This is a genomic window from Sorangium sp. So ce281, from assembly GCF_051527395.1.
Classification (GTDB): domain Bacteria; phylum Myxococcota_A; class Polyangia; order Polyangiales; family Polyangiaceae; genus Sorangium; species Sorangium cellulosum_B.
The window spans coordinates 4,253,104-4,278,760 of sequence record NZ_CP150322.1 but is presented as its reverse complement, the minus strand read 5'-3'; the positions used below and the strand labels follow the sequence as shown (position 1 = coordinate 4,278,760).

The window sequence follows — 25,657 nt, the reverse complement described above, 5'->3', positions numbered from 1 at the left end:
AAAGATGCTGGGATCACGCAACTTTTCCAGAAGAGCCGGATCGCGGTTGTCACGGTGTCCTCTCACCCCGGGGCAAGCCCGGCAGTTGGGGCTTGACGCCTCGGAGCGGTTGGATTTCCTTCTCCCCCCTCCCCCAGCAGCGTCATCACGTGGACGTCGCCAGCGATGTTCACGCCGAGCGCGTCCTCAGAGGATGCGAGCTCGAACACGAGGACAGCGATGAACTTGCGAATGCTAACGTCTCCCGTCGCATCGGCATGGTTTGCGGTCACGGTGATCGCCTGCGCGCCCACCAACCAAGGCACCCAGGTCGGCTCGCCCGATCCGGCGAGCTCCACGAACCCGACCGGCAGCGCCGCGCCGGCCAGCACCGCGACCCCGAGCGGCGCGGCCCAGACGCCCGCCCCGGCGGAGCCCGCGCCCCTCGGTCCGCCGCTCAAGCCCGCTGCCAACGGAGCGTTCGCCACGGGGGAGTATCGCAACCTGTTCGCCGAGCTCGGACACAAGCCCGCCGAGATCGACGCCAAGATCGCGAAGGCCTACGAGCAGCTGTTCCACGGCGATCCCAAGGAGCAGGCCGTCCTGTTCCCTGCGGGAAAGAACGCGAACGGCCCCAAGGCGTACATCATGGACATCGGCAACAACGACGTCCGCTCCGAGGGGATGTCGTACGGCATGATGATCGCCGTGCAGGTCGATCGCAAAGACGACTTCGACGCCCTGTGGAACTGGGCCAAGTCCCACATGTACCGCGCGGATCCGAAGCACCCCGGCTTCGGCTACTTCTCGTGGCAGATGCGCCCGGACGGCACGGCCATGGATGAGAATCCGGCCCCGGACGCGGAGGAGTATTTCGCCACCGCGCTGCTGTTCGCGTCCAACCGCTGGGGGAACGGCAAGGGGATCTACGATTACAAGAAGGAAGCCTTCGCCATCCTCGACGCGATGAAGAACCGGAAGCCGATCACCGGTCCGGTCAACAAGGACAAGCGCAAGACGACGCTGCACGCGCTCTTCAACACCGAGCACAAGATGGTGCGGTTCACGCCCGACGCGGACAACTTCGCGAAGAACGGCGATCACACCGATCCGTCGTATCACCTGCCGGCGTTCTACGACCTCTGGGCGGCCTGGGGCCCCGAGGCGGATCGCGCGTTCTGGGCCGAGGCGGCCAAGGTGAGCCGCGATTACTTCGTCAAGGTGACCCATCCGAAGACCGGGCTCGCTCCGGATTACGCCAACTTCGATGGCACCCCCAAGGCTGCCTCCTGGGACGCGGGGACCGCCAACTTCCGTCAGGACGCGTTCCGCACCGCGATGAACTGGTCGGTGGACGCGGCGTGGTGGGCGAAGGATCCGCGGCAGACCGAGCTGAGCGATCGCCTCCTCGCGTTCTTCGAGGCGCAGGGCCCGAAGTACAAGGGCAACTTCACCCTCGAGGGCAAGCCCACCGTCGACTACGACTCGCTCGGGCTCGTGTCGACGAACGCCGTCGCGGCGCTGGCCGCCACCCATCCGCGGGCCTGGCGCTTCGTCGAAGAGCTGTATCAGCGCGAGGCGCCCACCGGCAAGTGGCGGTACTACGACGGCATGCTGTACACGATGTCGCTGCTGCACCTGAGCGGGAAGTTCCGCATCATCACGCCGCAGGCGCAGGCCGCGGCGCCCGCTGCCGCTGCGAAGGCGCCGGCCGCGGCGCCTGCTGCCGCTGCGAAGAAGTAGCTCGACAGGCGCGGGGCGCTCGGGATCACTTCGGTGATCGCGGGCGCCCGACACCGACTCCCCTCGCAAGGCCTGTCCCGCCGGGAGGTAGCGTTCCAGGACCTGCGCCGCGTCGCAGCGGACCTGGAATAGCGATCACGTTGTTCAAGCGAGAAATGAACCGCCAAGACACCAAGGACGCCAAGATAAGGTTCTCTTCTTGGCGCTCCTGGTGTCTTGGCGGTTCGAAATTCCGCGCTTTTCAGGCAGTTTCAGCCCGTTTGTCGCGCTAGCCTGCGCCCCCCGGATCACCGGGCGACGCCGCGGAGCTCCAGCTCGCCTCCCGGCGAGCGCGCCGCGACCACGGTGATCGTCGCGGAAGCCGACGGCCCGAGCAGCTCGAGCGCCGAGAGCCCGGGGACCTCGGCCGCGGGCGCCGAGAGATCGGCCGGCCTCCGCCGCAAGGACGCATTGCCGTCCGCAGGCCGCTCCACCCACTCGATGAGCTCGCCGCGGACCGCGGGGAGCACGTACGGCCGGCCCCATTGCTCGATGCTCGCGGCCAGGGCGTCGCCGTCCGCAGGCGCGGTGATGTCCCCGATCCGCAGATCGAACTGCTCGAACTTGGGCTCCGGATGAGACGGCGCCCATTCGAGATAAGCCACCACCCGCTCTCCGGCGCCGAGCATCGGGAAGGACTGTTTGCCTTCCCGGGAGCGCGGGACAGCGCGCCTCGTGCGCCGGTCATAGACCACGATGTCCGCGAGATCGCGCGCGTCCTCGTCGAAGCGGCCGTCGGGATCCTCGGAGAAATCAGCGAAGGCGACGTGCGTCGCCGAGATGTCCGGGAAACGCTGCTGCCCCGGGCCGGACGCGATCGGGACCGCCTCCGCCTGGCCGATCTCGTACAGGAAGACGTCCGTGTCGCCGCTCTCGTCCGCGGTCAGCCAGCCCGTCAGCACCACGGCGTCTCCCTCGACGCGCGGCTCGCCCGCGTGATCGAACGGGCCGCGGATCGTCTGCGTCTGGCCACCCCGGCGCACGCGCACGACGCGTGCTCCATGGTCCGTCGCCTCCCAGACCACGACGTCGCCGGCGAGCGCAGGCCGGCGGGGCGCCTCGGCGGCCGGCGCGAGGAGGAGCTCCTCGCCCGTACCGAGATCACGCAGCCTCAAGGCGCCGCTCGCGTCGCCAGCCTCGCGCGGCGCGACGTAGGCCAGCAGGCAGCCGTCGATCGCGTAGGGGGGAGCGCCGGGCGCCTGCGGGGCGCCTGTGTCGACGCTCGAGGCGAAGACGGCGACGCCGTCGGCCGCGGAGGCGTCGCACGCGGCGGGCGAGGGCGGCGCGGCGGGGGCGCCGCCTCCGCCGTCCGGCGGGAGCGCCGGCGATTCGTCGACGACCGCAGGCGGTTCTCCGACCACCGCCCGCGATTCGTCGACGGCCGCGGGCGAGCAGCCCGCGACGAGCAGCGCGAGCGCGAACCGCCCGCTCCATCCACGGCGAGAGCTCGGTCCTCGATGGCAGGGGCGCGGGGAGATCGGAAAGACCGTTTCTCCTGCCGCGCGGCCCTGTCGGTGCTCCTCGTCGAGCCTCGATGTGTTCAGTGCTCCGGAACCGCTGCCCTTCATAAAGAGTCCTCCGATACTGCGTTTGCTTGCCTCTCTGTCAGCGGCGCCTTCGCGAGGGGGGTCACTCCGCTTTCCTCTGCGCTCCGGAGGGGGCGCGCATGCCGAGGCGCGCCATGCGCTTCTTCAGACCGTGGCGCGTGATGCCGAGGCGCTCGGCCGCGCGGCTGATGTTCCCGCCGGTCTCCGCGAGCGCGCGCCGGATCGGCCCGCGCTCGTCGTCCTCGGCCAGCGCGTGGCGCGCCTCGCCCGAGCTTCCCCGCCCCGCGGCCGGCGGCGGGACGGGTCCGGCCATCGGCGGTCGGACCGGCGGCGCGGAGCGCTCGGCGGCGTCGGGCGTCCGGCGCGCGCTCGCCCGCAGCGCGCTCGCCCGCATCCCCCGCGGGAGGTGCTCCAGCTCGACGCGGCGCACGCCCAGCGCGGCCAGGCGCTGGACCAGGTGCGCGAGCTCCCGCACGTTGCCGGGCCACGCGTAGGCATCGAGCGCCGCGAGCGCGCGCGGCGCGATCTCGATGGGGGCGCCCGTCCGAGCCAGGTACCCGGCGAGCAGCAGCGGGACGTCGCCCTCCCGGTCGCGGAGCGGCGGCAGGTGGATCTCGATGGCGTTCACCCGGAAGAGCAGGTCCTGCCGGAACGCCCGCTCGGCGACCGCCTGCGCGAGATCCCGGTTCGTGGCGGCGACGATCCGCACGTCGAACGGACGCTCGTCGTCGCTGCCCACCGGGCGATAGCGCCGTGACTCCAGCGCCCGCAGCAGCGCCGCCTGCCGCGCGAGCGGCAGCTCCCCCAGCTCGTCGAGGAAGAGCGTGCCGCCCTCGGCCCGGGCGAGCAGGCCGGGGCGCGCGCGCTCGGCCCCCGTGAACGAGGCCCGCGCGTGGCCGAAGAGCTCCGCCTCGAAGAGCGCGTCGGGGACGGCGCCGCAGTTGATCGCGACGAGCTCGCGCGAACGGCGCGGGCCGAGATCGTGGAGCGCGCGGGCGAAGAGCTCCTTGCCCGTGCCGGTCTCGCCCACGAGGAGCACGGGCAGATCGCTGTCGATGGCCGCGTCGAGGCGCGCGAGCGCCCGGCCCAGCGCGGCGCTCTGGCCGAGGATGTCGGGGAAGCTCCTCCGCGGCTGGGCCGCGGGCACGACGGTCGTGTCGGCGCGACGGAGATCGGGCGCGGGCTCCGCGAGCGAGGCGAGGCAGGCAGGCGCCGGGCCTTCGCGGCGGGGCTCTTCCGGCGCGCCGGGGCCGGCGAAGAGCCGCAGATCTTCCGGCGCGCCGGAGCCGGCGAAGAGCCGCAGGAAGAGCCCCGCGAGCGACGCCCAGCGAGCGGCCCGCGCCTCCGTGACGGCGTCGAAGCACGCCGGGCGGAACCGGTGCTCGACCACGATGAGCGCGCGCGGAGGCCCGGGGAGCGCCGGACCTGGCGAGGCCGCGCTCGCCGCCAGGGCACGCGCGCCCGCCGACGCGTGGCCCGCGCCGGCGCGCAGCACGAGCCGCGAGCCGCGGCCGCCCGGCGTCTCCACGTCGCGCTGGTAGTGGACGGGCGCGGCCTGGCTCAGGGCGAGCTGCGCCAGGTCGGGCGCGACGCGCCGGGCCGCCTCGGCGATCTCCAGCCCGTCGAGGTCGGCGCCCCAGGCCGCGACCACCCGCCCCTGCTCGTCGACCACGGCGAGCAACGCGCGCTCGGCCCCCGACTGCTGCACGAGGGCGCGCGCGAGCCCGACCGCGGCCTCCGCGGCGCCGTCCGCTGTCGCCACCGACGCGAGCCACGCCCAGAGCGCGCCGTCCTCTCCGCTCGCCGCCGCCGTCATGCCTGGGCCAGCATACGCGCCGCCCGCTACCGCCGGCGCGCCCTGCGCCGGCGCCGGTGCGCCCTGCACTGCGGACGGTGCCCCTTGCGCGCCGCCCGGCGCCGCCGCCGCGGCCGGTGCCCGCCGCGCGCCCGGCCGCGCCGAGCGCAGCACGTCGAGCGCCTGCGCCTCCACCTCCGCGAGCATCGCCGCGCGCGCCCGCCGCGCGGCCCGGATCGCCCCCCGCGCCGCCCGCCGGGGCTCCGCCGGCAGCCTGGTGAGGTGCGCCTGCGCCTCCGCCACCTGGGCCCGCGCGTCCACCAGCGGGTCGTTCGACCGCACGCCCGGGTCCAGCGCCGCGAGCGCCGCGAGCGCCCGCCGCCCGTCGCCGTCGAGCAACGCCACGTTCGCCCGCGCGATCACCAGATCGGCCTGGATCGCCGCGGGGAGCGACGCAGCGAGCGCCCACGCCTCCTCGATGCAGCGCTCCGCCGCGCGCGCGTCGCCGCGGCGCACCTCGATGTCCGCGCGCGCCGACAGGCACCAGCCGCGCCCCGCCACCTGCCCCAGCGATCGCGCGAGGCGCATCGCCTCGTCGAGCGCGCCGAAGGCCTCCTCGTAGCGCGACGCCTTCCCGAGCGCGATCCCGAGGTTCATCAGGCACGAGCGCATGCCGGCGCGGTCCCCGAGGGTCCGCTTGACCGCGAGCGACGCCTCGAACGTCCGCACCGCGCCGTCCACCTGGCCGCGGTACAGGGCGACGATGCCCGCGTTGTGGTGGAGCCGCGCCACCTCTTCCACGTCGTCCACGCCGTCCACGCGCGCGCCCGCCGAGGGCAGCTTCGCCTGCGCCCCCGCGAGCCACGCCTCCGCCTCGCCCCAGTCGGCGCGCATCAGCGCCACGAGCCCCAGCGTCGACAGCGCGAACGCCTCGGCCGCCCCGCCGCCGAGCCGCCGCGCCGCCGCGAGCGCCGCGAGCGCCTGCTCCTTCGCCGCCGTCGCGTCCCCATCCCGCGCGCGCTTCTCCGCGCGCCGCCGCAGCGCGAGCACGAGCACCCGCTCGTCGCGCTGCGCCGCCTCGTCGAGCCACGCCACGACCTGCGGGTGCGCCGCGCCCACGCCCGCGTCGCGCGTCAGCCGCTCGAGCCTGCAGAGGAGCGCCGGGGTCCTCCGGTCCGGGTCCTCGCCGAGCGCGAGCAGCGCCTCGATCTCCTCCGACCGCAGCCCGGCCTCGCGCGCCTGCGCCGCGGCCCGCTCGTGGAGCTGCGCGCGCCGGGCCTTCGTGCACGGCGCCGCCGCCGCCGAGAGGAGCGCCGACGCGGGCGCGCCGGGATCCGCGAGCAGCGCCGCGGCGACCTCCTCGGCGACCTCCGGCGTGGCGAGCGCCGCGGCGAGATCCCTCGCCAGGGCGGGAGCGGACAGCGTGGTGAGCGCGCCGGCCGCCGCCTCCCGCCGCGCGATCAGCGCGCCCGCGAGCAGCTCGCCGAGGGCTCGCTCGCCGGAGGCGCGCGGCTGCCCGCCGCCCCGCGCGTCCGCCCGGCCGCCGCGCCCGAACCCGAGAGCGCAGCGCGCCTCGGGCAGGGCGCCGCCCGCGATCGCGAGCGCGGCGAGCGTCGCGCAGGCGTCGGCCGACAGCCCGCGCACGCGCTCGATCGCCGTGTCCTTCGTGAGCGGCACGCGGCCGAGCGACGCGAAGAGCCACCCCGGGTTCTTCCCCGACGCCACGGCGGCCTCGCGCGCGCTCGCCTCGTCGTCCACGCCGAGCGCGCGGCACAGCGCGCCGAAGCTCGCGTCGCCGAGCGGCCCGAGCGCCACGCACGCCGCGCCCTCGGGCGCGCTCCGGGCCGTCGCGACCACCTCGATCGCCGCGCCGCCGGGCGCCGCCGGCCGGCACCGGTACGCGTCGAGCGCGGCGCGGAGCTCGGCCGGGGCCTGGTCCAGGTCGTCCAGCAAGAGCAGGAGCGGGGGCCCACCGCCGGGCGGTGTCACGAAGGGCGGCGCCTGCTCTGCGCCCCGGAAGAACGCGATGAGCCGCAGCAGGAGCGGGTCGGCCTCGCGCGGGAACGCCACGTAGCGGGCGCTCCGCCCGGCGAGCAGCGCCCGCGTCACGAGCTCGCGGCCGAGGTGGCTCTTGCCGGCGCCGCTCGGCCCCGTGACGTAACGCACGCGGCCCGACGGTGACGGCGCCTGCTGCAGCGCCTCGAGCTCGCGCTCCCGCCCGATGGGCGCGGGCGGCGCCCCCACGGCGATGCCCGCCTCCGCGGCCGCGACGCCGAGCTGCCGGAGCACCTCGCGCGCCTCGGCAGGGCGGTCTCGCGGGTGCAGCGCGAGCAGCGCCTCGATCACCTCGGCCACGCTCGGCTGGACCCACGACGCGGCGTCGCGCAGCGGGCGCCGCGCGCGAAAGGGCCCGGGCGGGCGGCCCGCGGCCGAGCACCACGCGAGCGCCCCCAGGCTGTAGAGGTCCGACGCGGCCGACGGCGCGCCCCCGGCGAGCAGCTCGGGCGCGGCGAACGCCGAGGTGAACGCGACGGCGCCGCCCGGCGCGCGCGCCCTCGACACCGCCGCCCCGAGGTCGAGGAGCACGGCCTCGGCGCCGCCCCCGCCGAGGGGCCGCATCCGGACGTGCGCCGGCTTGAGATCGCTGTGCACGAACCCCGCGTCGTGCAGGGCGGCGAGCGTCCTCGCGACGCCGGCGAGCACGCCCGCGAGCCGCGCCGGGCGCTCGCCGGCCGGGGCCCCCTGCACCCACGCCGCGGCGTCGTCGCCGGCCACGTACTCCTCGACGAGGAAGGGCGCCCCCGTCCGCTCGTCCCGCCCGAGATCGTGCGCCCGCACCACGCCGGGGACGCGCAGGCGCGCGAGCAGCGCGAACTCGCCGAGCAGGGTGTCCTCGCGGAAGGCGCCCTGACGGAACACCTTCGCGACGAGCTCGCGCCCCCGCGCCTCGCGGTCGATCACGCGCCCCACGACGCCCTGCGCCCCCTGCCCGAGGATCTCGCCCGGCTCGTACCGAGCATGGGCCACGAAGGGCTCGCGCCGCGGAGCGTGCATCGCCGAGAGGTTACTCGCGCGCGGCGCTCGCCGTCGCTCCGGCTGCGATGCGGGCGAGCAGGGGCTCGCCATACGCGGGCTCGCCGAGCAGCGCGAGCGCGCGGCGGAGGCGCGGCTCGGCGAAGCGCCCGAGACCGTCGAAGTGGCGCGCAGCGTCGCCGGCGAGGGATGGGTCTGCGAGCCGCCGCGCCGCGCCGACGTCGGTCGACTCGATCTCGGGCGAGAGCACCTCGACGCGGAGCATCATGACGCGCACGACGTCGGCAGGCGCGGGATCGACGAGGATCGGGATCGAGGCGTCGGTCCACGCCTGAGGAGCGAGGTAGAGCACCCGGACGCCGGGCGTCCGGAACCACTGGCGCTTCCAGGTGTTCACCATGGCGACGGCCTCGTCGTGGTACAGGCCTGTCGCGTCGAGGGCGTCGATCATGCTCGCGCCGAGCGACGCGACGAACTCGTCGAGGGGCGGCGCTCCGTCGAGCGAGGGGGCGCGCTCGACGAGCGTGCCGCCTGTGGCGATGCCCTGGGGATGCGCGACGAACGCTCCCGTCGAGGCGCCGACATTGAGGACGAAGACGGCGCCGATCGCCTCGCGGAGGGTATTCTCGGCGGAGATCGCCCCGCCGGTGCCGGCCGTCACGCGGACGGGCAGGTCGAAGTTGCCGAGCCCTCGATAGAACAGGAAGCGCTCGTGCTGGGGCGCCTCCGTCGCGCCGGGGACGCCTGCGACGCGGAGCGGGTTGGCGCCGACCTGGCGCGCGTGAGCCCACGTGAACCGATCGAGCGGCGCCTCGGGCAGAGGGACGTCGCTGTCGCGCCCGAGGATCTCGAACGTACTCCACTGGAGGAGGCCGTTCACGCTCGGGCCGTACATCTCTGAACACATCGGCGAGCCAAAGGGGAACTCGGGGTCGAACGCCGGGTCCGCGTACGTCGTCACGCCAGCAACGGTGTTGGGCGCGATGATGGGCGGGTAGAAGTCGCGGACGGCGGGGTACCACTGCGTGAAGATCCCTTTGCGGAACGCTATCTGGACGTGCGCGGTGAGCGGCTCCTCGGCGTAGAAGTAAGTGACCGGCGTCTCCATCTTCACGTTGACGTTCGTCGACATCGAGCCATCGAGCGAGCCGGCTTCGAGCCGGTCATAGACGAAGGCGGGGAGGTCCTCCTCTTCGTGGTGCAGCCCCGGTTGAAGCGAGCCGTCGGAGCCGACGACCACGGTGTCGGTGCCCCATTCGTGGACGATGAAGCCCTTGCCGGGGTACGCGAGATCCGGCGCCGGAGGCACAGCGGGCGCGGCCTGCTGGTCGGAGGGGACGCCCTCGTGAGGCGCCGGACCGGGCGGATCGGGCGCCACGCCATCGTGAGGCGCTGGACCGGGCGGATCGGGCGGATCGGGCGCCACGCCGCCGGTCGAGCTGCCGCTGTCGGTCGTTCCGGAGCACGCGGCGATCAGGGTGGCGAGGAGGACGGAAAGCGTCAGGCGGTGGGATGTCGGTGCGGTTACCATGGCAAGATCTCCTGCCCGGCCCTGAAGCATCTCTCGGGCCATCACGCCAATCCATTGAATTTCAATGGATTGCGAGCGTCGCACCGACGCCGTTACCAGGGGAGGTGGTAACCGGAACGGCGGGGTGACCAGGAGCTGGTAACCGTGGACGACCGGCCGAGCGAGGAGCGCGCCAACGAGGTCCCCGAGCTCTCCCCGCTCGAAGCGTGCATGCAACTGTCGCTCTTCGGCGGCACCTCTGTGCGCCTCGACGAGGACGGCGTCCCCCTCGCAGAGGCGGACGACGAGGAACGCTCCCGCCCCCGGTGGTGGCCTAATTTGCCCCGGAGTGATTCACATCAAGGTGGTAAAGCGGGAAGATCATCGATCTTTTCTTCCCGCCTTACCGCCTTCATGTTCAAATTCGGCCACCACCCAGACACGCGTGTTAACGTGCGCTGCTGCTCGCGAATCAGGCGGGCGGTTGAAGTGAAACCCATGGCCCCTTTGCCGATCGCCGACCGCTGGTTCGAGATCACGCGCGTCAGCGATGACATCACGCTGCTGATCGAGCCGCACGTGGTGCCGCTGATGCGCTGCAACATCTGGCATGTGCGCGGTCGCGATCGCGACCTGATGATCGACACGGGGATGGGCATCGTCAGCCTGCGGGAGGCCATAAAGCACCTGATCGACAAGCCGGTGACGGCGGTCGCGACCCACACCCACACCGATCATGTGGGCAGCCACCATGACTTCGAGCACACCTTGGTGCACGATCTCGAGGCGGAGAACCTGCGCTCACCGACCGACCGCGGCACCTTGCTGGCCTCGGTGATGGGCGCCGCGGAAATCCGCAAGCTGCGCGGCGCTGGCTATCCGATCGAGGGCGATGTGATCACCGCCCTGCCCTACGCGGAGTACGACATGGCAAGCTACGCCCTGCATGACGCGCCGGTCACGGAGGTCGTCGCCGAAGGCGACATCGTGGATCTCGGCGACCGTCACTTCGAGGTGCTGCACCTGCCCGGTCACTCGCCGGGCAGCATCGGTCTGTGGGAGGCGGCGACCGGAACCTTGTTCTCGGGCGATGCGATCTATGACGGGCCGCTGCTGGATGAGATCGAGGGCGCAGACATTCCCGCCTACGTCCGCACCATGAAGCGGTTGCGGGAGCTCCCAGTGCAGATCGTGCATGCAGGCCACGACCCCAGCTTCGGCCGGGCACGGCTGATCGAGCTGGTCGATGCCTACCTGGCGAAGCGCGCCTAGCGTGCGCCGGCATGTGCCTGGGGCTGCGCGCCCTCAGTCGCCGCCGAGCCCCCCGCCGCCCTCCGTCCCCTCGCGGAGCACGCCCGCGTCGAGCGACCCTTATGCTTGCCAGGGCCCCACCGACTGCGTGCTGTCGTGCCCGGAGCCCGCGGGTTGTTGCGGGTGGCCGTGCGGGTGCCAGCACGCGATCCACCGCGACCATCGCGCCGCGCTCGAGGCGCATCGCCGTCGAAGAGGGCCACTTCCGCTCGGACCTCGACCTCTCGCAGTTCGCCTTCGAGGCCTATGCCATCGCGTCCGGCTCCCACGCGCTCAGCCGCTTGATGCGCGACGAGACGTCGGAGCGCCGGGCCCGCGCCGCCTTCGAGAGGCTCGTGACCGACGCCCGGCGTTCACCCTGCCGCTCTGCCTGATCCGTCTCGCAATCCCCCGAGGAGGTCCCCCATGCAGGAAGCCAGTCAGGTCCATTCGTCGCCCCATAATAGAACGACCGTTCGTGCTGATCCGCGACGTCGGCCACACTCGTGGAGCTGGCCCGCGCGGTCACCGTCGCGATGGACGAGGTCGGGCCCGTCCACGCCATCGTCGCGCACTCGATCGGGGGCGCCGCGACGACGTATGCGCTGTCCCGCGCGGCGTCCGTCCGGCCCGCGGGCGCTCCGGCGCCGAGGCTCGTGTTCATCGCGCCGCCGATCAGCGCGGTCCGCTACACCCAGCATTTCGCGAAGCTCCTCGGCATCGACGAGGCCGTCCGGCGCCGCATGGTCGCCCGCCTCGAGGCGCGCTACGGCGTGCCGCTCGCGGACCTCGACGCGCTCTCTGCGGCCCCGCGGATGAACGCGCCGCTGTTCGTCGTGCACGATCGCGACGATCGCGAGGTGTCGTTCGAGGCAGGCGCGGCGCTCGCCGCGTTCGTGGCCGGGGCTCGCGGCTGGTGCACGGCTGCCCCGCACATCATCCCTCGCCTCACCGCTCGTCACGCCGTCGATCGCGCCTTGATCGCGTCTCCCAGCAAGATCCCGGCGATGCGTCATCTGTTCCGGTGTGGTGCGTCATCGCGTACACTCGATCCCACGATGAAATCTCCTGGCTTGTTCCGGTTGATCGGGTTGCTCTTGGGCGCCGCGGCGGCTTGCGGCACGTCCTCGAATCCGCAGCAAATGGCGTCCGGGACCGGCGGGGCGGGCGGCAGCCAGCCCGACGGGTCCGGTGGAGCGAGCAGCACGGGCGGCGCGGGCGGAGCGGGCGGCCAGGCCGAGGCCACCTGGCCGACCGGTTGCGCAGAGCAGCCGGCGTCCATCAGGACCGAGGGCGCCCTCGTCGAGCTCGCGTTCGAGCTCGTCCTCGGCGGCGCGCCGTTCCTGTTCGGCGAGCCGAACGTCGCGCCGGACGGCAGCACGGTCACGCCGCTCAACGTTCGCTTCTACGCCTCGCACGCGGCGCTGATCGGGGCGGACGGCGATCTCGTGCCCGTCGATATCGTCGGCCCGGACGGCGCCGCCACTCCTTACGGGGTCCACTTCTACAACGCCGAGGATCCGGGCTCGGCCACGCTCCGGCTGCGCGCTCCGGCTGGCAGCTATGAAGGCGTCAGCTTCGTCTGGGGCTTGCACCAGGCCTGCAACGTCTCCCGGCCCGAAGCGAACGTCGCGCCTCTGTCGGAAGCCTCCCAGATGACGTGGCCGCACACCGGTTATCTCTTCCTGCGCTACGAGGGCAGCGTGGCTCCGCCGGCCGAGGGTGAGGGTGGTTCCGACGATGCGGACGGAGAGACGGCCACGGTTCCGCCGGCGGTCCACATGGGGGGCAACCTGGCCATGGATCTCGCCCCCAGGGTCGAGGTACGAGGCGCCCTGTCCGTGCCCGCGAGCGGCTCGACGGGCAAGGTCGTCCGGGTCGTCCTGGATGAGGTCTTCGCGGGCGCCACGGCGGACGTCGACTTGACCGGGTTCGTCCCGCCGCCCGGGCCCGTGGGAGACGAGCTCCTCGCGGGTGAGCGCCTGCGGCGCGGCCTCCCCGACCTGACGGTGTTCGCCTTCGGTCCGTGACGCCGGGCTTCCACCGTGGCGGGGCCATCGGCCTTTCGGCGCTGCTCCTTGCGGGCGGATGCGGCGACGACGGGCCGGCGGCCCCTGGACCTCTGCCGCCGCTCGTCACGGACGCCATCCCCGCCGGGTTTCCGGCGCGCACCGCGGCGGCCAGAGCGCCGGCCGAAAGCGCGCTCACCGAGGCGAGAGCCCAGCTCGGCAAGAGGCTCTTCTTCGACAAGCGCCTCTCTCGCACCGGCGAGGTAGCGTGCGCGAACTGCCACCGCCAGGAGTACGCCTTCGCCGATCCGGACCCCGTCTCCCGGGGGGTCGACGGCCGGCTGGGGCAGCGGAACGCGCCCGCGCTGGTGAACCTGGCCTGGGGCGAGAGCTTCTTCTGGGATGGCCGCGCGGCCACCCTGGAAGAGCAGGTGGGGAAGCCCATCGAGAACCCCGACGAGATGGATCTACCGCTCGCCGAGGCCGTGGCTCGTGTCGCCGGCGATGACGTCTACGTGAAGGCGTTCAAGGATGCCTATGGCGGGCCTCCCGGCGAGGAGTCCTTGCGCAAGGCCATCGCCAGCTTCCTCCGCTCGATCGTCAGCGCCGACAGCCCGTACGACCGGCACCGGCGCGGGGACGACACGCGCTTCGGAGACGCCGAGCGCCGCGGCGAGGAGCTGTTCCTGACCGAGCGGACAGGCTGCTTCCATTGCCACCCATCTGGAATGCTCACCAACGAAGGCTTCTTCAACAACGGCACCTACCGCGACGGCGGCGACGTCGGGCGGCAGAGGATCACCGGACGCACGGGAGACCTTGGCAAATTCAAGGTGCCCGGCCTGCGGAACATCGCGGCGAGCGCCCCCTATATGCACGACGGATCGCTGGCGACGCTGGAGGAGGTGGTCGACCATTACGATGGCGGCGGGCTGGGCCATTTCTCGACCGATCCGCAGATCGATGAGCTGGGGCTCGCTCCGGACGAGAAGGCCGATCTGGTGGCGTTCCTGCGGTCGCTGACCGATGCCGCCTTCCTCGACGATCCGCGGTACCGTCCGTGAGCGGCAAGGCAGGGGCGTGGCGCCATGTCCCCGGATGGTAACCTGGCGGGAACGGCTCGGCGCGCAAGGTCGCTCCGCGAACGCTCATGGAAGCCACCGCGCGACATCGACGATCTCCCGGGCCACCGCGACGACGCCCTGCGGTCCAGCGACGCGGGCGAACAAGGGCGCCAGGTGCCCGAGGTCGTCCTTCGTCCAGTCGTCGAGGAGATCGGGCCGCGGCTTCCAGCCGAGCTCGTTCAGGAGTCTCTGGCAGACGCGGCGCGCGTGCGGCTCGGTCATCGACGCGGCCAGCGGGATCAGCGCGAAGAGCGCCTCGTCCTCGTCGCTCGGCTGCTCCAGAGCGCGCTCGACCAGATCGCGCGCAATCGCCGGCGCGTGGTCCGGCGAGGCCCCGGCGATCGCGACCAGGTCTGACCACGGGGCGCCGATCTCGCGTGACAGGTCGAGGAGCGCATCCGCCCCGAGAACCCGAGTCCACGCAGCGGCGTTCCGCGCGAAGAGCATGCGCGCGCCGTCGCTCGCCCGCAGATCGCCCGACAGCTGGGCCCAGGCGGCCTCGCGGACCGCGGCGGGCAGGTGCGCGAGCAGGGCGGATCGCACCTCGAGCCGGTCCGACGGCTGGGACAGCGTGTCCACCAGCGCGAGCGCATCCTGCACGCGCCCCAGATCGCAGAGGCGCGCGGCGACGGCCGTCACCACCGGGAGGTGGAGGCCCGCCGCAGCCGCGCACGCCTGGACCAGCGCGGACGCGGCGCCGGCAGGTGCGTGCGGCGCGAGCGCGCAGATGCTCCAGCACGCGTCCGGCGGAAGCGCGTCGCTCGAGAGCAGCGACAGCGCGAGCCCCAGCGCCTCCGACGCGCCCGCTTCCCGCTCCTCCGCGGGCAGGCCCGAAGCGAGGCGCGCGAGGACCAGGTGCCGATCCGAGGGGGGCAGCGCCTCGGACCATGCCCAGAGCCCGCGCACCGCCGCGGGAGACCATCGCGCGGCGGCCTCCGAGAGCAGCGGCAGCTCGTTGCTCCTCTCGTCGGCCGGGACCTCGGCAAACGCCTCGCGACCGAGGTCGTGCGCCTCGTCCTCGGGCAGCAGCGCCGCCAGGGACACGCGCGCGAGCCGGCTCTCCCTGGTCCGCTCGCGACCGAGCCGCGCCGCTGCCTCGCGCGCGGCCGTCACGCGCGCCTGCCCGTCGAGCGCGTGCGCCAAGGCGGCGAGCGCGCCCCCCTCGGCGTGCTCCTCGCTGGCGGCCTCGAGCGCCCAGCCGAGCACGACGGCGCGCTCGGCGTCGGGCAGCTCGTACGCCAGCCGGATCAGGGCACCGGCGCGCTCGGCGGCGTCGGCGATCGGCCGCCCGGCCTCGACGACGTCCTCGCCGACGCGCGGCATCTCGATGTGGGGTCCGGCGGAGCCCTCGCCTCCCTCGGCCCCTTCCTCTTCCTCCTCGTCGTCCTGCGCGGCCTGCGCAGCCAGCACACGCCGCGTCTCCTCGAAGCCAAGGATCGTCCGCACCGAGCTCGTCACGAGCAGGCAGCGGACCCGCGCGGCCAGCACCGCCACGACATCGCCTCCGGCCGCGGCATCGACCAGAAGGCTCGCCGCGCACGCCGCCGTCGCGTCCACGTCGGCGATGAACCCGGACGAGCCATCCGGGCGTGTCCTCCACACGTCGAGCCACGCCCTCGAGGCCAGCTCGATCCGCTCTGCGAGGCTCGCGCCGACCCGCTCCAGGTGAGCGCGCCAGTTCCGGCATACGTAGTCGGAGACCGTACCCGACGTGAACGCGCGCTTCCCGTGGTCGGCGAACCGGCGATCGACCGCCGCGCGCTCGTGCGGCGCGAGCCGCCCTTCGATGGCCTCCGCCCAGGCCGGGTGACGGAGCGCGAGGCCCGACTCTCCGGCGGCGACCAGCGGTCCGCTCAGCTCGTTCCAGGCGCCGACGCTCACCGTCGAGATCGAGAAAAGCTCCTCACCGTCGATCGGGCCGAGCGCGCCTGCAAGCCATGGCAATACGGGGCGGATCGCGCCGCCGGCGCAGAGCTCAAGGACCCCTGAAGCCCCGGCGGGAGCGCTCGCGAGCGCCGACGCGACAGCTGCGGGATCCTGCGCGAAGGCCTCGACGAGCGCCTCCACGAGCAGCGGCTCCCCGCCGCTCACCCGTGCGACGTCGTCCTTCACGCTGGCCGGCAGCTCGCCGAGCCTCCCCCCGATCGCCTCCGCGACCTCGTCGACTGCGATCGGCGCCAGCGCGATCACCTCGGTTTCCTCCCGGAGCCCTCCCAGTGCCTCGATCGAGCGCGCCGACAGCACGGCACGCACGCCGGGGCCGAGGTCTCGCAGGAATCGCTGCGCTGCATCGACGGTCCAGGAGGCGCCCTCGTCGAACCCGTCGAGAATCACGACGAGCGGCCTGCTTCCGGGCGGGCGGCCCTCCTCGAGCATGATCGCGAGGTCGCGCCGCATCTGCTCGACCCCGTGCGGCCGCTCGCCGGCGCGCCGCGGCGACCTCAGGAACGGAGCCACGCGCGCATAAAGGAGGTTCAGCGCCGTGGACTCCAGCGCCGTACCGAACCGGCGGCTCACGGGGACGAACGCTACCTCGTGCCGGCCCGCGCGGGCCAGCGCCAGCGCCCACGCGCCCAGCAGCATCGACTTGCCGCGCCCGCTCGGCCCGAGCAGCGCCACGCGCGCGCCGCCATTCTCCAGCCACGCTTCGAGGCCCGCCACGGCGCCAGCGCGCGCCCCCCCGCCGAGGGGGGCGCTGCGGCAGCGCTCGACCTCGCGCCAGAACGCAACGACGCCGCGCTCCGCCGCCGCCGGGCCAGCGGCCGGCGCATCCGGTGCTCGCGAAGGAGGGCTCATGTCCCTGCGAAGGGCGGCGTGCTCGAGGGAGCGGTCCTGAACGGCATGGAGCGTCCCTTGTGCCAGACATTGCCGTTCCACGCCTTGCCGTCCGAGCCGATGACGCCGTTCCTCTTGCCAGTACCGCCGTTGTTCGCCGGGTGAAGGCCGAGCTCACGCATGACCTGCGCGCAGAACTTGCACGGATCCATGAGCAGACCGTCCTTGTCCGTCTTGGTCGTCATCTTGCCCTCCTTCACCTGTTTCTGCATCTCCTTCCTGATCTCGGTGTCTTCGGCCGCGGGGTCTTTCAATGTCTTACCGTTCTTCTGGCGGTCCTGCCGGATGTCTTTCGCCAGGTTGTTCAGCGCCTCGATCTCGGCGCACTGCCCGGCGCTCGACGGCTTCGGCCCCGCCACCTGGCCCTCGTCGAACTTCTTGTGGGCATTGTCGACCGCGGTCTGGAGCGCGGGGTCGAGCGGCCCCCCGAACGCGCTCGACCCGCGGTGCGTCTTGCCGCCGGCGGTCTCTATCTCGGTCCCGGCCTTGGCCATGAGCCCGTCCGGATCGATGAGCCGCGTCGGCTGGTTCTCCGCGTAGGCGAATCCATTGAGACCGCCGAGGATCCCGATCGGATCCGCGCTGATGTAGCGACCCGTCTCGGGATCGTAATAGCGGTTGCGGTTGTAGCAGAGGCCGATCTCCTCGTCCCAGTACTGCCCGCGAAAGCGGATCGGCGTCGACACGGGCGCCAGCGCGTTGCGCGCGGGCTCGACCTTTCCCCAGGCGCTCCGCCGCAGCTCGCAAGCGACGGCGCCATCGGGGCCGACGAGCCGCTCCGGCGTGCCGATCTCGTCGTTCAGGTAATGATACCACTCGCCGTCCCCGGCGCGCTGCGCCCACGGCGCGCCCGCCTCGAAGACGTAGGTGCGCGCATCCACGGTCGGCACGGCGTGGGCAGCCGCGTCGCCCGTGACCTGCCGGATCTCGTGCACGAGCTCGGCGCCATCCCAGACGAACCTCGTCGCGCTCTCCGGCCGCAGCTCGCCGGTCGAGAGCCGCCGGGAGACCCGCTTGGCGACGCGCCGGGCGTCAGGGTCGTACGAGAACTCCACGACGGTGCCGTCGGCGCGCTCGACCGACTGCAAGAGCCCACGCGCGTCCCACGCATAGTGGGTGACCTCGATCGCTCCGGCGGGGGTCCTGGCCCGCGTCTCCTTGAGGCGCGCGTCGTCGTCCCAGAGGAGCTCGGTGTCTCCCTTCCTGAGCAGACGATTTCCAGGACCGTACGAGCGATCCTTCTTGCCAGCCGCGACGTCGAACACGTTCCCGCAGGCGTCGTAGCGAAAGAGCTCGGCGCGCTCGTGCTCCGGGACGTTCGCCAGGATCTGGCTCGCAGGGTCGTACTCGAAGCGGCGCGTGCCGTACGCCTGGTCCCACGCCTCGACGAGCTCCGACGCAGGCGAGTATCGGTACGCCTGGTGCACCGTCACCGACGCCGGGGCCGGGCCCACCCATTCCGGTTCGTTCGGCCCGACGTGCACGCGGCTCGACGGCGAGCAGACGCGCCGTTCGACGAGGCGATCCATCAGGTCCCACGCGCTCTCGATCCGGCCGCCTCGCGGGAGCGCGCGGCAGATCTCACGCCCCGCGGCGTCGTACGCGATCCGGACCTCGTCTCTTCCGTCGAGGATCACCCTCTCCGCGAGCCCGCCGACGTTGCGAATCCACCTGGCGGAGTGACCGAACGACGTGGTGCGTTCGACGACATCCCCCATGAGATCGAAGGTGCGCCGGACGGTCGCGGCCTCGCCTCCCACGATCTGGGTCTCGGACACGACCCAGCCGACGGCGTTGCGCTCATACGTGAACGAACCGGCGGGGCTCTCGGCGGCGATCACGTCGCCGCGGTCGTCGTACGTGAACCTCTCGACGCTGCCGTCGTCGAAGGTGCGCGCGACGAGCTGCCCGGCGAGGTCGTACGTGTACTCCGTCCTCTCGCCCGCGGCGTTCTGGAAGGAGATGACCCGGCCATTGTAATCGTACTTGGTTCGAGACACGCGCCCGTCGAACCCACGCTCGCTGGTCACCATCCCCGCGGCGTCGAGCTCGATCCTGTGGCGCTCCCCGAGCGCGTTCTGGATCTCGACGAGGCGCCCCTCACGGTTGTACCGGAACCGTGTGCTCTCTCCGTTCGGCTTGTGCACCTCGCAGAGCTTGTGGAAGCCGCCTCGCACGAACCGGGTCACCTGCTGGTTTGGCTGGAGGACCGCGGTGCAGTCCCCCATACCGTCGTATTCGTAGCGGGTCGTCCCGCCGTCGGGCCGGTGGACGCCGGTGAGGTTGCCGCGATTGTCATAGGTGTACGACAGCACCGCGCCGCTCGTGTCCCGGATCGAGCGGCACCGGCCCCAGTAATCGTAGGCGAGCTGCGTCTTGCCCCCGAGCGCGTCGGTCTTCTCGACCATGTTCCCGAGATCGTCATAGCGGTACGTCGTGCGGCCGCCGTTCGGCGCCACCGTCTCGATGAGCCGCCCGTGCGCGTCCTGGCGCACCTGGAACACCGCCCCGAGGGGGTCGGTCCAGATGAGCCCGTCGGGCGTCCGCCCGATCTCGGTGACGCCGCCCGCCGGATCGATCGCTCGGCGGATGTGCCCGTCCGGATCGCGCTCGATCTTCGTCATTCGACCGAGCGGATCGGTGATGGAGAGCTCGCGGCCGAGGCGATCCCGCTGCCAGACGGTCATGGCGCCGACCGGATCGACGAACGTCCGGAGGTGCCCGTGCTCGTCGTACGTCCGGCTGAACACGGCCCCGGCGCTCACGGCCTTGTCGAGCTTGCCGAAGCGGTTCCCGAAGTAGCGATGAACTGTGATGGAGTCCGCGACTTCGACGTATCCGCCCTCTCCGAACTCCAGCTTGCAGTGGTAGATGCCTCTGGCGACGGTCTTCCCGTCGGCCAGGTGCGTCGGCACGTCCTCCGCCAGGCTGCGGTCACGCCCATCGGCGTAAGCGCCCCACGTCTCGACGCAGCGGCGCCGATCGTCGTAGCGGAATGAGAACGTGAGCCCTGTAGGGCTCGTATGGGAGGTGAGGAGGTGTTCCTGGTACGTATAGCGCGTCGTGTATCCGTCGGCGTCGGTCGCGGACGTGAGATCTCCGGCGGCGTCGTAGCTGTACTGCGCGAGAGGCACCCAGACACCGCGCTCCCGCGCGTTCTTGATCTCGAACGCGCCGATGCGCCCGTCGGGCGCCCGCCGGACCCGGACGATCCGGCCGACGCTGTCGGTGATCTCGGTGAGCACGCCCTCGCGGTACGAGAGCCTGATCTCGTTGTTGTATCGGTCCTTGATCGCGGTGAGCAGGAACCGCTTCCCGGCCGCTTCGGCGAACACGTACCAGCGGCCATCGCCTGTATCGAGGACGAAGCCGCGCTCCTCCCGGGCGAGGACCCATCCGTGGGGGCCGGCCACGCCGGCGCCCACGGGCATCGTGTCGAGGTCGACCGGCCCATCGTCGGTCCAGACGCGGAGGATGCGCTGCCGCACCTCGATCTCCCACGCCAGCGAGTGGCTCCACCCGAACCCCAGCCCGACGTCGCGCTCGAACGCCGCGGTGGTGTAGGACCGCACGATCGAGAGCGGCAGCGGTCCCGGAAGCTCGAGGTCGACCGCGGGAATCGTGAACACCCGGCCCGTCACCACGTCGACCGGGTCGCCCTTCGCTGCCATTCCCGATTTCTTGCCGCCATGGTGGTTCGGGCAGCCGGCGCCGTCGCCGCCTGCGCTGCCACACCCGGACTTCCCGCCGCCGCCGGCGTCCTTGCCGCCGTTGGATCCATTGCCGCCCTGCTTACCGCCAGAGCCGTTTCCTCCAGCGCCACCACCCCCGCCACCGGCCCCGCCCCCTCCCATGATGAAGACGCCCGGGTTCATTCCAGGGATGGCGGGGATGTTCGGTACAGGCGCAGTGCGGGCCATGGTCGTCTCCCGGGTCTCGTGCGGCCTTGCCGCCGTGCGATCCCGGCGAAGGTACACCGCCTGGGGCCCGGATGCACCAACACGCTCGCGGCCCGGGGCAATGCGCATCGACGAGGAGGGGGATACCGATGAAGTTCAAGAAGAAGATAGGGGACGGCGGCCATTTCCTGTCGACTCGATAGCGTCTCGCCGCAATGGGATCGAGGACGCCACCATCAGCTGTCGAGACGGGTCCCACGACCTGTTTGCGTCCGACTTCAGAGCTCGGCCAGGTCGACGAGACATCACGTACGCTTGGTGCGTTGATGACGAGAGCAGCCCCACCGCACAGCCGCACGGGGACGACGCGGCCGAGCAGCAGCCCACCAGGGGCCGCGAGCTCGCATCCTTGTTCGCGCACCACCTCGTCAGCGAGCGCGACCCCGAGAGCGAGAAGGCGAACGCACCGACGGCGACTTCGTGGAGGACGTCCCGACGCAGCGCGCAATGCGGATCGTCGCGCTCGAGCGTGCGGCTCGCCGCGAGCGTCGGCTCATGCCGGCCGCTCGCGCGTGCGGCTCGCCGCGAGCGTCGGCTCATGCCGGCCGCTCGCGCGCGAGGAGCGGGCCCCACGTATCCGCTCGCTGGTCGCCGGCTGGGGCCGTCGCAGACGCTCGGAGGAGGCCCGCGAGCACCTCGGCCACACGTCGAGCGCCTCGACGCACCGCTACGCGCACCTGAGCGAGACGGCCATCAAGGGCGCCGTCCGCCAGACGCCCGGGTGGGCAGCGCCGCTGCCCACCTCGCCCTCGATTCCTCCTGAGGTTTCGCGTCTAACCTCTCGGAATCATTCAGTGGGTCGACAGGGACTCGAACCCTGGACCTACGGATTAAAAGTCCGCAGCTCTACCGACTGAGCTATCGACCCGATTCAGCGGCCGGCGAAGCTAGCAGAAGCCCCCGCCAGGTTCCACCTTTCCGTTCCCGCCGCCTCCTTGCTCTCCGCCCTCCCCGTCCTCTCCCCGGTCCCGTCCCCCTCCTCCCCCGTCTCCCCCGTCTCCCCCTCCTCCCCCTTCGGCCCCTGCCCCTGCTTCGGCCCCCCTCCCCCTCCTCCCGCCTCTCCCCTCGCTTCCCGCTCACCGCCGCCTTCCTCGCGCCCTCGCCTCGCGCTATGAGGTCGCGCCATGTCGTCGTCACGCCCTTCCGCCGCCTCCAAGGAATCGTTCGCTTCGCTCTTCGAGCAGTCCGAAGGAGCTGGCAAGCAGCGCCGCCGCCAGTACCACACGGGGGAGACCGTCGAGGTGACCGTGGTCGCGATCGCTCGCGAGGCGGTCTTCGCGGATCTTGGCGGCAAGCAGGAGGGCATGTTCGAGCGCCCGGCGCTCGCCGATGGTGACGGCAACCTCCGGGTCGCGGTCGGCTCGCGGATCTCGGCCGTGGTATCCGGCATCGACGCTGGCACCGGTCAGGTGCGCCTCACGCCGGTCGTCGTGCGCGCGAACGACGGCGGCGACGGCGCGACGTCGCTCGCGGTCTCCGCGCCTGCCGCGGGCGGCGCGCCGCTGCTCGTCGAGGGAGCGCGGGTCAAGGGCAAGGTGACGGGCATCGAGCGTTACGGCGTCTTCGTCCAGATCGCGGGCACCTCGGGTCGCTCGGGCCGCGGCCTCGTCCCGACGGCCGAGACGGCGACGCCTCGCTCCGCCGACCTGAAGAAGCACTTCACGGTGGGGCAGGACGTCGAGGCGAAGATCCTCAACGTGGACGAGTCCGGCAAGATCCGCCTCTCGATCTCCGCGCTCCGCGTCGACGAGGAGCGCGGCCAGTTCGAGTCGTACGCCAAAGGCGAGCGCTCCGGCGGCGGCAACGACAAGGGCGCGAAGCCTTCGCCTCGCAACTTCGGCACGCTGGGTGACCTGCTCGCGAAGAAGGTCAAGCGCTAGCGCTTCTTCCCCCTCCCGTCTCCCTCTCCGGCTTCGGCTTCTCGTCGCCCGCTGGCTCGCTGGCCCCGCGCCTTCGCACCTCGGGCCTGGGTGTCCCTGCCTCCGCCTTCGCGTCGATGCCTTCCCTCGCTCGAGCCTCCGCCCCCGCGTCGCAGCCCGCACCGCAGCGCTCTCCGCGCACGCGCGCTCGCCCCCGCGTCGGCTCTCGCACCACGGCGCCCTCCCGCTCGCCCTCCGGCGCCCTGCTCCGCGCTCTCGCCGTCGCCTCCGCCTTCGCCGTCGCCTCCCCGCTCGCCTTTTCGGCCGCGGCCTGCTCTCCGTCGCAGGACCCGCCCGGCAGGGCCACCGACGATCGCCGCTCCGGCGCCGCTCACGCGACCGTCCCGCTCGCCACCGGTGCCGCCCTCGCGGGCCCGGGTCTCCCCTCGCCCGAACCGCTGGCCCCCTCTCCTGGGTCCGCCGCGCCGGACGCCGTGTCTCCTGCGTCGCTCGCGTCATCGGCCGCCGCATCGCCCTCCTCGAAGGAGGCCACGCTCCCGGGCCGGGGCGCGAAGATCGCCAGCATCGCGATGCGCACCTGGATCTACGTCGCTCCCGACGAGCGCTCGACGAAGCTCGGTTACCTGCGCGCCGGCGCGGTCGTCGATCGGGCCGAGCTCCCTGCGGGCACCGACGGATGCGCCGGCGGCTGGTACCGGATCGCGCCGCGCGGTTACGTCTGCGTGGGCAAGGGCGCGTCGCTCGCGCTCGAGCACCAGGTGGTCGCCGCCGCCGTGCGCGGCCCGCGCCGTGGCGCGCCGGTGCCTTATCACTACGTCATGTCGCGCTCGCCCCCGCCGCACCTCTACTTCCGGCTCCCGACCGTCGAGGATCAGCGCCGCGTCGAGGGGTCCAAGCTCGGCGTCCACCTCGCCCGCGCCGCTGTCGCGCCCTCATCGTTGCCGCTCGATCCCGTGCCGGAGTTCCTCCTCGCCGGCCGGGATCTCCCCAAGCCGTACGGCGCCGAGGAGAAGCTCCACTACTCGGTGCATACGGGCCGCACCAAGGAGAGCTCCGCCTTCGGCCTGATCACGACCTTCGAGTGGACCAACCGCCGCTTCGGCCTCACGACCGAGCTCGACCTCATCCCGCTCGATCGCACCCGCCCCGCGCGCCTCAGCGCGATGCGCGGCGTGATCATCAAGGATCTCGACGCCGAGGGCGCCGAGGGCCCCGCGAGCGCCTCCGACACGGCATCCCCGGCCGCCGCGGCGTCATCGGCATCCCCCACGTCCTCGGCCGCCCCGACGCCCGCCGCCGCTCCACCGGCCGACACAGCGAGCTTCTCCATCGCCGAGCTGCCCGCCGACGAGCTGCCTCCCCCGCCGCCCGGCACCGATCCCCGCCCCGATCCCGCCTTGAAGGGCGCCCCTGCCTTCGTCCGCGTCCACGGCACCACGCGGCAGCGCCTCTCCGCGTCGGGCCGCGCGCTCGTCAACGCGGGCCTCGCGCCGCACCGCTCGGGCTGGGTGCTCACCGGCCGCACGCGTGGCGGCGCCAAGGGGCTGCTCGAGACCACCGAGGGCTCATGGCTCGCCGCCGACCACCTCGTCATCGCCGAGCTGCGCAAGGACCCTCAGGGGTTCGCGCGCGGCGGCAAGAAGTGGATCGACATCTCGATCCGCCGCCAGATGCTCGTCGCTTACGAGGGCACGCGCCCCGTGTTCGCGGCGCTCATCTCCAGCGGTCGCAGCGGCATGGCCGATCCCGAGGAGACCGACGCCACCGTCCGTGGCTCGTTCTACATCCACGCGAAGCACGTCTCGACCACGATGGACGGCGATGACGAGGCGTCCGAGGCGGCGTTCGACCTGCGTGACGTGCCGTACACCCAGTACTTCCACGGGGGTTACGCGCTGCACGGCGCGTACTGGCACGACGAGTTCGGCAAGGCGCGCAGCCACGGCTGCATCAACCTGGCCCCTGCCGACGCGGCCTGGCTCTTCGAGTGGACCGAGCCCGCCGTCCCGCCCGAGTGGCACGGAGCGATGAACATCGAGGGCGGCGGCACGCTCGTCTATGTGCACGGCTGACGGCTCCGTGCACGGCTGACGGCTCCGTGCACAGCTGACGGCTCCGTGCACGGCTGACGGCTCCGTGCACGGCTGACGGCTCCGTGCACGGCTGACGGCTCCGGCTTCCCCGACCCCCTCACGACAGCCGGACGACCGGCCCAGCTCGCCAGGTGCATCTGACAAGCTGGGCGGGGACCCGCTCACCCGACCGCTGCTGACCCTCCCGTCCGTCCGGTTACTGGCAGGACGCCGGCATCTGCGCGCCGACCAGGAGGCCGCGCAGGGTCGACAGCGCTTGCCGCCCCTGCGGCGAGTTCGCCAGGCCGTCGCACGCCGAGGCGGCCGCGAGGTAGCCGCCCTGCTGCTCGGGCGGGGCCGACTTCGCGTTCTGGCGCAGCGCCGCGCAGCACTTGCGGATCCCGCTGGAATCGCCCGTGCCGACCACCTTCTTTCCAGCGTCCGCGTCCGCCGTGTCGGCGTCCGCCGCATCCGCCCCGGCGTCCTCTTCGGGCACGATCTGCGTCGTGGGGGTCGGCGTCGGGGCCGGCGTCGGCACGACGGGCGCCGAGGGCACCGGCGGAACGTCGTCCTCTTCCTTCTTGGGGCACCCGCTGGTGACCAGAGCCACTGCAAGGGGGAACATCAGCGCCCCCAGAACCGTGAAGAGCCGTGTAGGTTTCATCTCACCTCAAGTATCCGATTCGCGTTTGCGTGGGAACTTCTGTTCGACGAGGAACGCCCCGATCGCAACCAACTTCCCCGAGCGCACGCGGTCATGAGGCCCGCCGGCTGCACCCCTCGGCGCTCCGAGCGGCCAGAGTATGGGCGTCACGAGCCCGCTCGCAAGATCGCGAACGCCG

At 72.6% G+C, this 25,657-nt stretch carries 13 protein-coding genes and 1 tRNA gene; 7 read left to right on the top strand and 7 right to left on the bottom strand.

Annotated features, from left to right (window positions below):
* Positions 1 to 231: 231 nt before the first annotated feature.
* Entirely contained in the window at positions 232 to 1,722 is a 1,491-nt protein-coding gene (locus WMF27_RS16155) for a glycosyl hydrolase family 8 (RefSeq protein WP_437944259.1), read from the top strand.
* 287 nt (positions 1,723 to 2,009) lie between these two features.
* Here the strand turns inward: WMF27_RS16155 and WMF27_RS16150 are convergent, their stop codons facing one another.
* From WMF27_RS16150 to WMF27_RS16140, 3 genes are all read right to left on the bottom strand, one after another.
* Positions 2,010 to 3,329, bottom strand: coding sequence for a hypothetical protein (locus tag WMF27_RS16150; RefSeq protein WP_437767990.1), 1,320 nt, complete (start codon positions 3,327 to 3,329; stop codon positions 2,010 to 2,012).
* A 61-nt stretch (positions 3,330 to 3,390) separates the two neighbouring features.
* Positions 3,391 to 8,157 carry a sigma 54-interacting transcriptional regulator gene (locus WMF27_RS16145; RefSeq protein WP_437767991.1) on the bottom strand — a complete coding sequence of 1,589 codons (4,767 nt, stop codon included), beginning with the start codon at positions 8,155 to 8,157 and terminating at the stop codon, positions 3,391 to 3,393.
* 10 nt (positions 8,158 to 8,167) lie between these two features.
* Positions 8,168 to 9,667, bottom strand: coding sequence for a hypothetical protein (locus tag WMF27_RS16140; RefSeq protein WP_437767992.1), 1,500 nt, complete (start codon positions 9,665 to 9,667; stop codon positions 8,168 to 8,170).
* A gap of 144 nt (positions 9,668 to 9,811) precedes the next feature.
* Here WMF27_RS16140 and WMF27_RS16135 point away from each other — a divergent pair, with 144 nt between their 5' ends.
* The 4 genes from WMF27_RS16135 to WMF27_RS16120 all read left to right on the top strand — a co-directional run bounded on the left by WMF27_RS16135 (position 9,812) and on the right by WMF27_RS16120 (position 14,009).
* Complete coding sequence (locus tag WMF27_RS16135; protein ID WP_437767993.1) at positions 9,812 to 10,918, top strand: MBL fold metallo-hydrolase; 1,107 nt, start codon at positions 9,812 to 9,814, stop codon at positions 10,916 to 10,918.
* An 11-nt stretch (positions 10,919 to 10,929) separates the two neighbouring features.
* Positions 10,930 to 11,331 (top strand): TetR family transcriptional regulator C-terminal domain-containing protein, encoded by a 402-nt coding sequence (locus WMF27_RS16130; protein ID WP_437944257.1) that lies wholly within the window; start codon positions 10,930 to 10,932, stop codon positions 11,329 to 11,331.
* A gap of 111 nt (positions 11,332 to 11,442) precedes the next feature.
* A complete protein-coding gene (locus WMF27_RS16125) occupies positions 11,443 to 12,966 on the top strand; it encodes an MbnP family protein (protein ID WP_437767995.1) in 1,524 nt (507 codons plus the stop codon).
* The gene (locus tag WMF27_RS16120; RefSeq protein WP_437944256.1) at positions 12,963 to 14,009 is read left to right on the top strand and encodes a cytochrome-c peroxidase; all 1,047 of its coding nucleotides are present in this window, start codon (positions 12,963 to 12,965) and stop codon (positions 14,007 to 14,009) included. The genes WMF27_RS16125 and WMF27_RS16120 overlap by 4 nt, the downstream gene beginning before the upstream one ends.
* A gap of 84 nt (positions 14,010 to 14,093) precedes the next feature.
* Here the strand turns inward: WMF27_RS16120 and WMF27_RS16115 are convergent, their stop codons facing one another.
* The 3 genes from WMF27_RS16115 to WMF27_RS16105 form a co-directional block, all read right to left on the bottom strand.
* Positions 14,094 to 16,865 (bottom strand): hypothetical protein, encoded by a 2,772-nt coding sequence (locus tag WMF27_RS16115; protein ID WP_437767997.1) that lies wholly within the window; start codon positions 16,863 to 16,865, stop codon positions 14,094 to 14,096.
* Complete coding sequence (locus WMF27_RS16110; RefSeq protein WP_437767998.1) at positions 16,862 to 20,824, bottom strand: RHS repeat-associated core domain-containing protein; 3,963 nt, start codon at positions 20,822 to 20,824, stop codon at positions 16,862 to 16,864. Before WMF27_RS16110 ends, WMF27_RS16115 begins: the two co-directional genes overlap by 4 nt.
* 834 nt (positions 20,825 to 21,658) lie before the next feature.
* Positions 21,659 to 21,731, bottom strand: a tRNA-Lys gene (locus tag WMF27_RS16105).
* A gap of 256 nt (positions 21,732 to 21,987) precedes the next feature.
* On the opposite strand from WMF27_RS16105, the gene WMF27_RS16100 reads away from it, so the two are divergent.
* Both WMF27_RS16100 and WMF27_RS16095 read left to right on the top strand, forming a co-directional pair.
* Positions 21,988 to 22,743, top strand: a complete 756-nt coding sequence (locus WMF27_RS16100) for a S1 RNA-binding domain-containing protein (RefSeq protein WP_437767999.1) — start codon at positions 21,988 to 21,990, stop codon at positions 22,741 to 22,743.
* A gap of 473 nt (positions 22,744 to 23,216) precedes the next feature.
* A complete protein-coding gene (locus WMF27_RS16095; protein WP_437768000.1) occupies positions 23,217 to 24,815 on the top strand; it encodes a L,D-transpeptidase in 1,599 nt (532 codons plus the stop codon).
* Positions 24,816 to 25,032: 217 nt separating this feature from the next.
* On the opposite strand, the gene WMF27_RS16090 is transcribed toward WMF27_RS16095, so the two are convergent.
* Positions 25,033 to 25,479 carry an acyltransferase gene (locus WMF27_RS16090; RefSeq protein ID WP_437746648.1) on the bottom strand — a complete coding sequence of 149 codons (447 nt, stop codon included), beginning with the start codon at positions 25,477 to 25,479 and terminating at the stop codon, positions 25,033 to 25,035.
* Positions 25,480 to 25,657: the final 178 nt, after the last annotated feature.

Excerpts from the sequence above, each read along its gene's own strand:
- WMF27_RS16140 (WP_437767992.1), bottom strand. The coding sequence starts at position 9,667 with ATGGTAACCGCACCGACATCCCACCGCCTGACGCTTTCCGTCCTCCTC.
- WMF27_RS16155 (WP_437944259.1), top strand. The coding sequence starts at position 232 with ATGCTAACGTCTCCCGTCGCATCGGCATGGTTTGCGGTCACGGTGATC.
- WMF27_RS16145 (WP_437767991.1), bottom strand. The coding sequence starts at position 8,157 with ATGCACGCTCCGCGGCGCGAGCCCTTCGTGGCCCATGCTCGGTACGAG.
- WMF27_RS16090 (WP_437746648.1), bottom strand. The coding sequence starts at position 25,479 with ATGAAACCTACACGGCTCTTCACGGTTCTGGGGGCGCTGATGTTCCCC.
- WMF27_RS16130 (WP_437944257.1), top strand. The coding sequence starts at position 10,930 with ATGTGCCTGGGGCTGCGCGCCCTCAGTCGCCGCCGAGCCCCCCGCCGC.
- WMF27_RS16150 (WP_437767990.1), bottom strand. The coding sequence starts at position 3,329 with ATGAAGGGCAGCGGTTCCGGAGCACTGAACACATCGAGGCTCGACGAG.
- WMF27_RS16115 (WP_437767997.1), bottom strand. The coding sequence starts at position 16,865 with ATGAGCCCTCCTTCGCGAGCACCGGATGCGCCGGCCGCTGGCCCGGCG.
- WMF27_RS16110 (WP_437767998.1), bottom strand. The coding sequence starts at position 20,824 with ATGGCCCGCACTGCGCCTGTACCGAACATCCCCGCCATCCCTGGAATG.
- WMF27_RS16100 (WP_437767999.1), top strand. The coding sequence starts at position 21,988 with ATGTCGTCGTCACGCCCTTCCGCCGCCTCCAAGGAATCGTTCGCTTCG.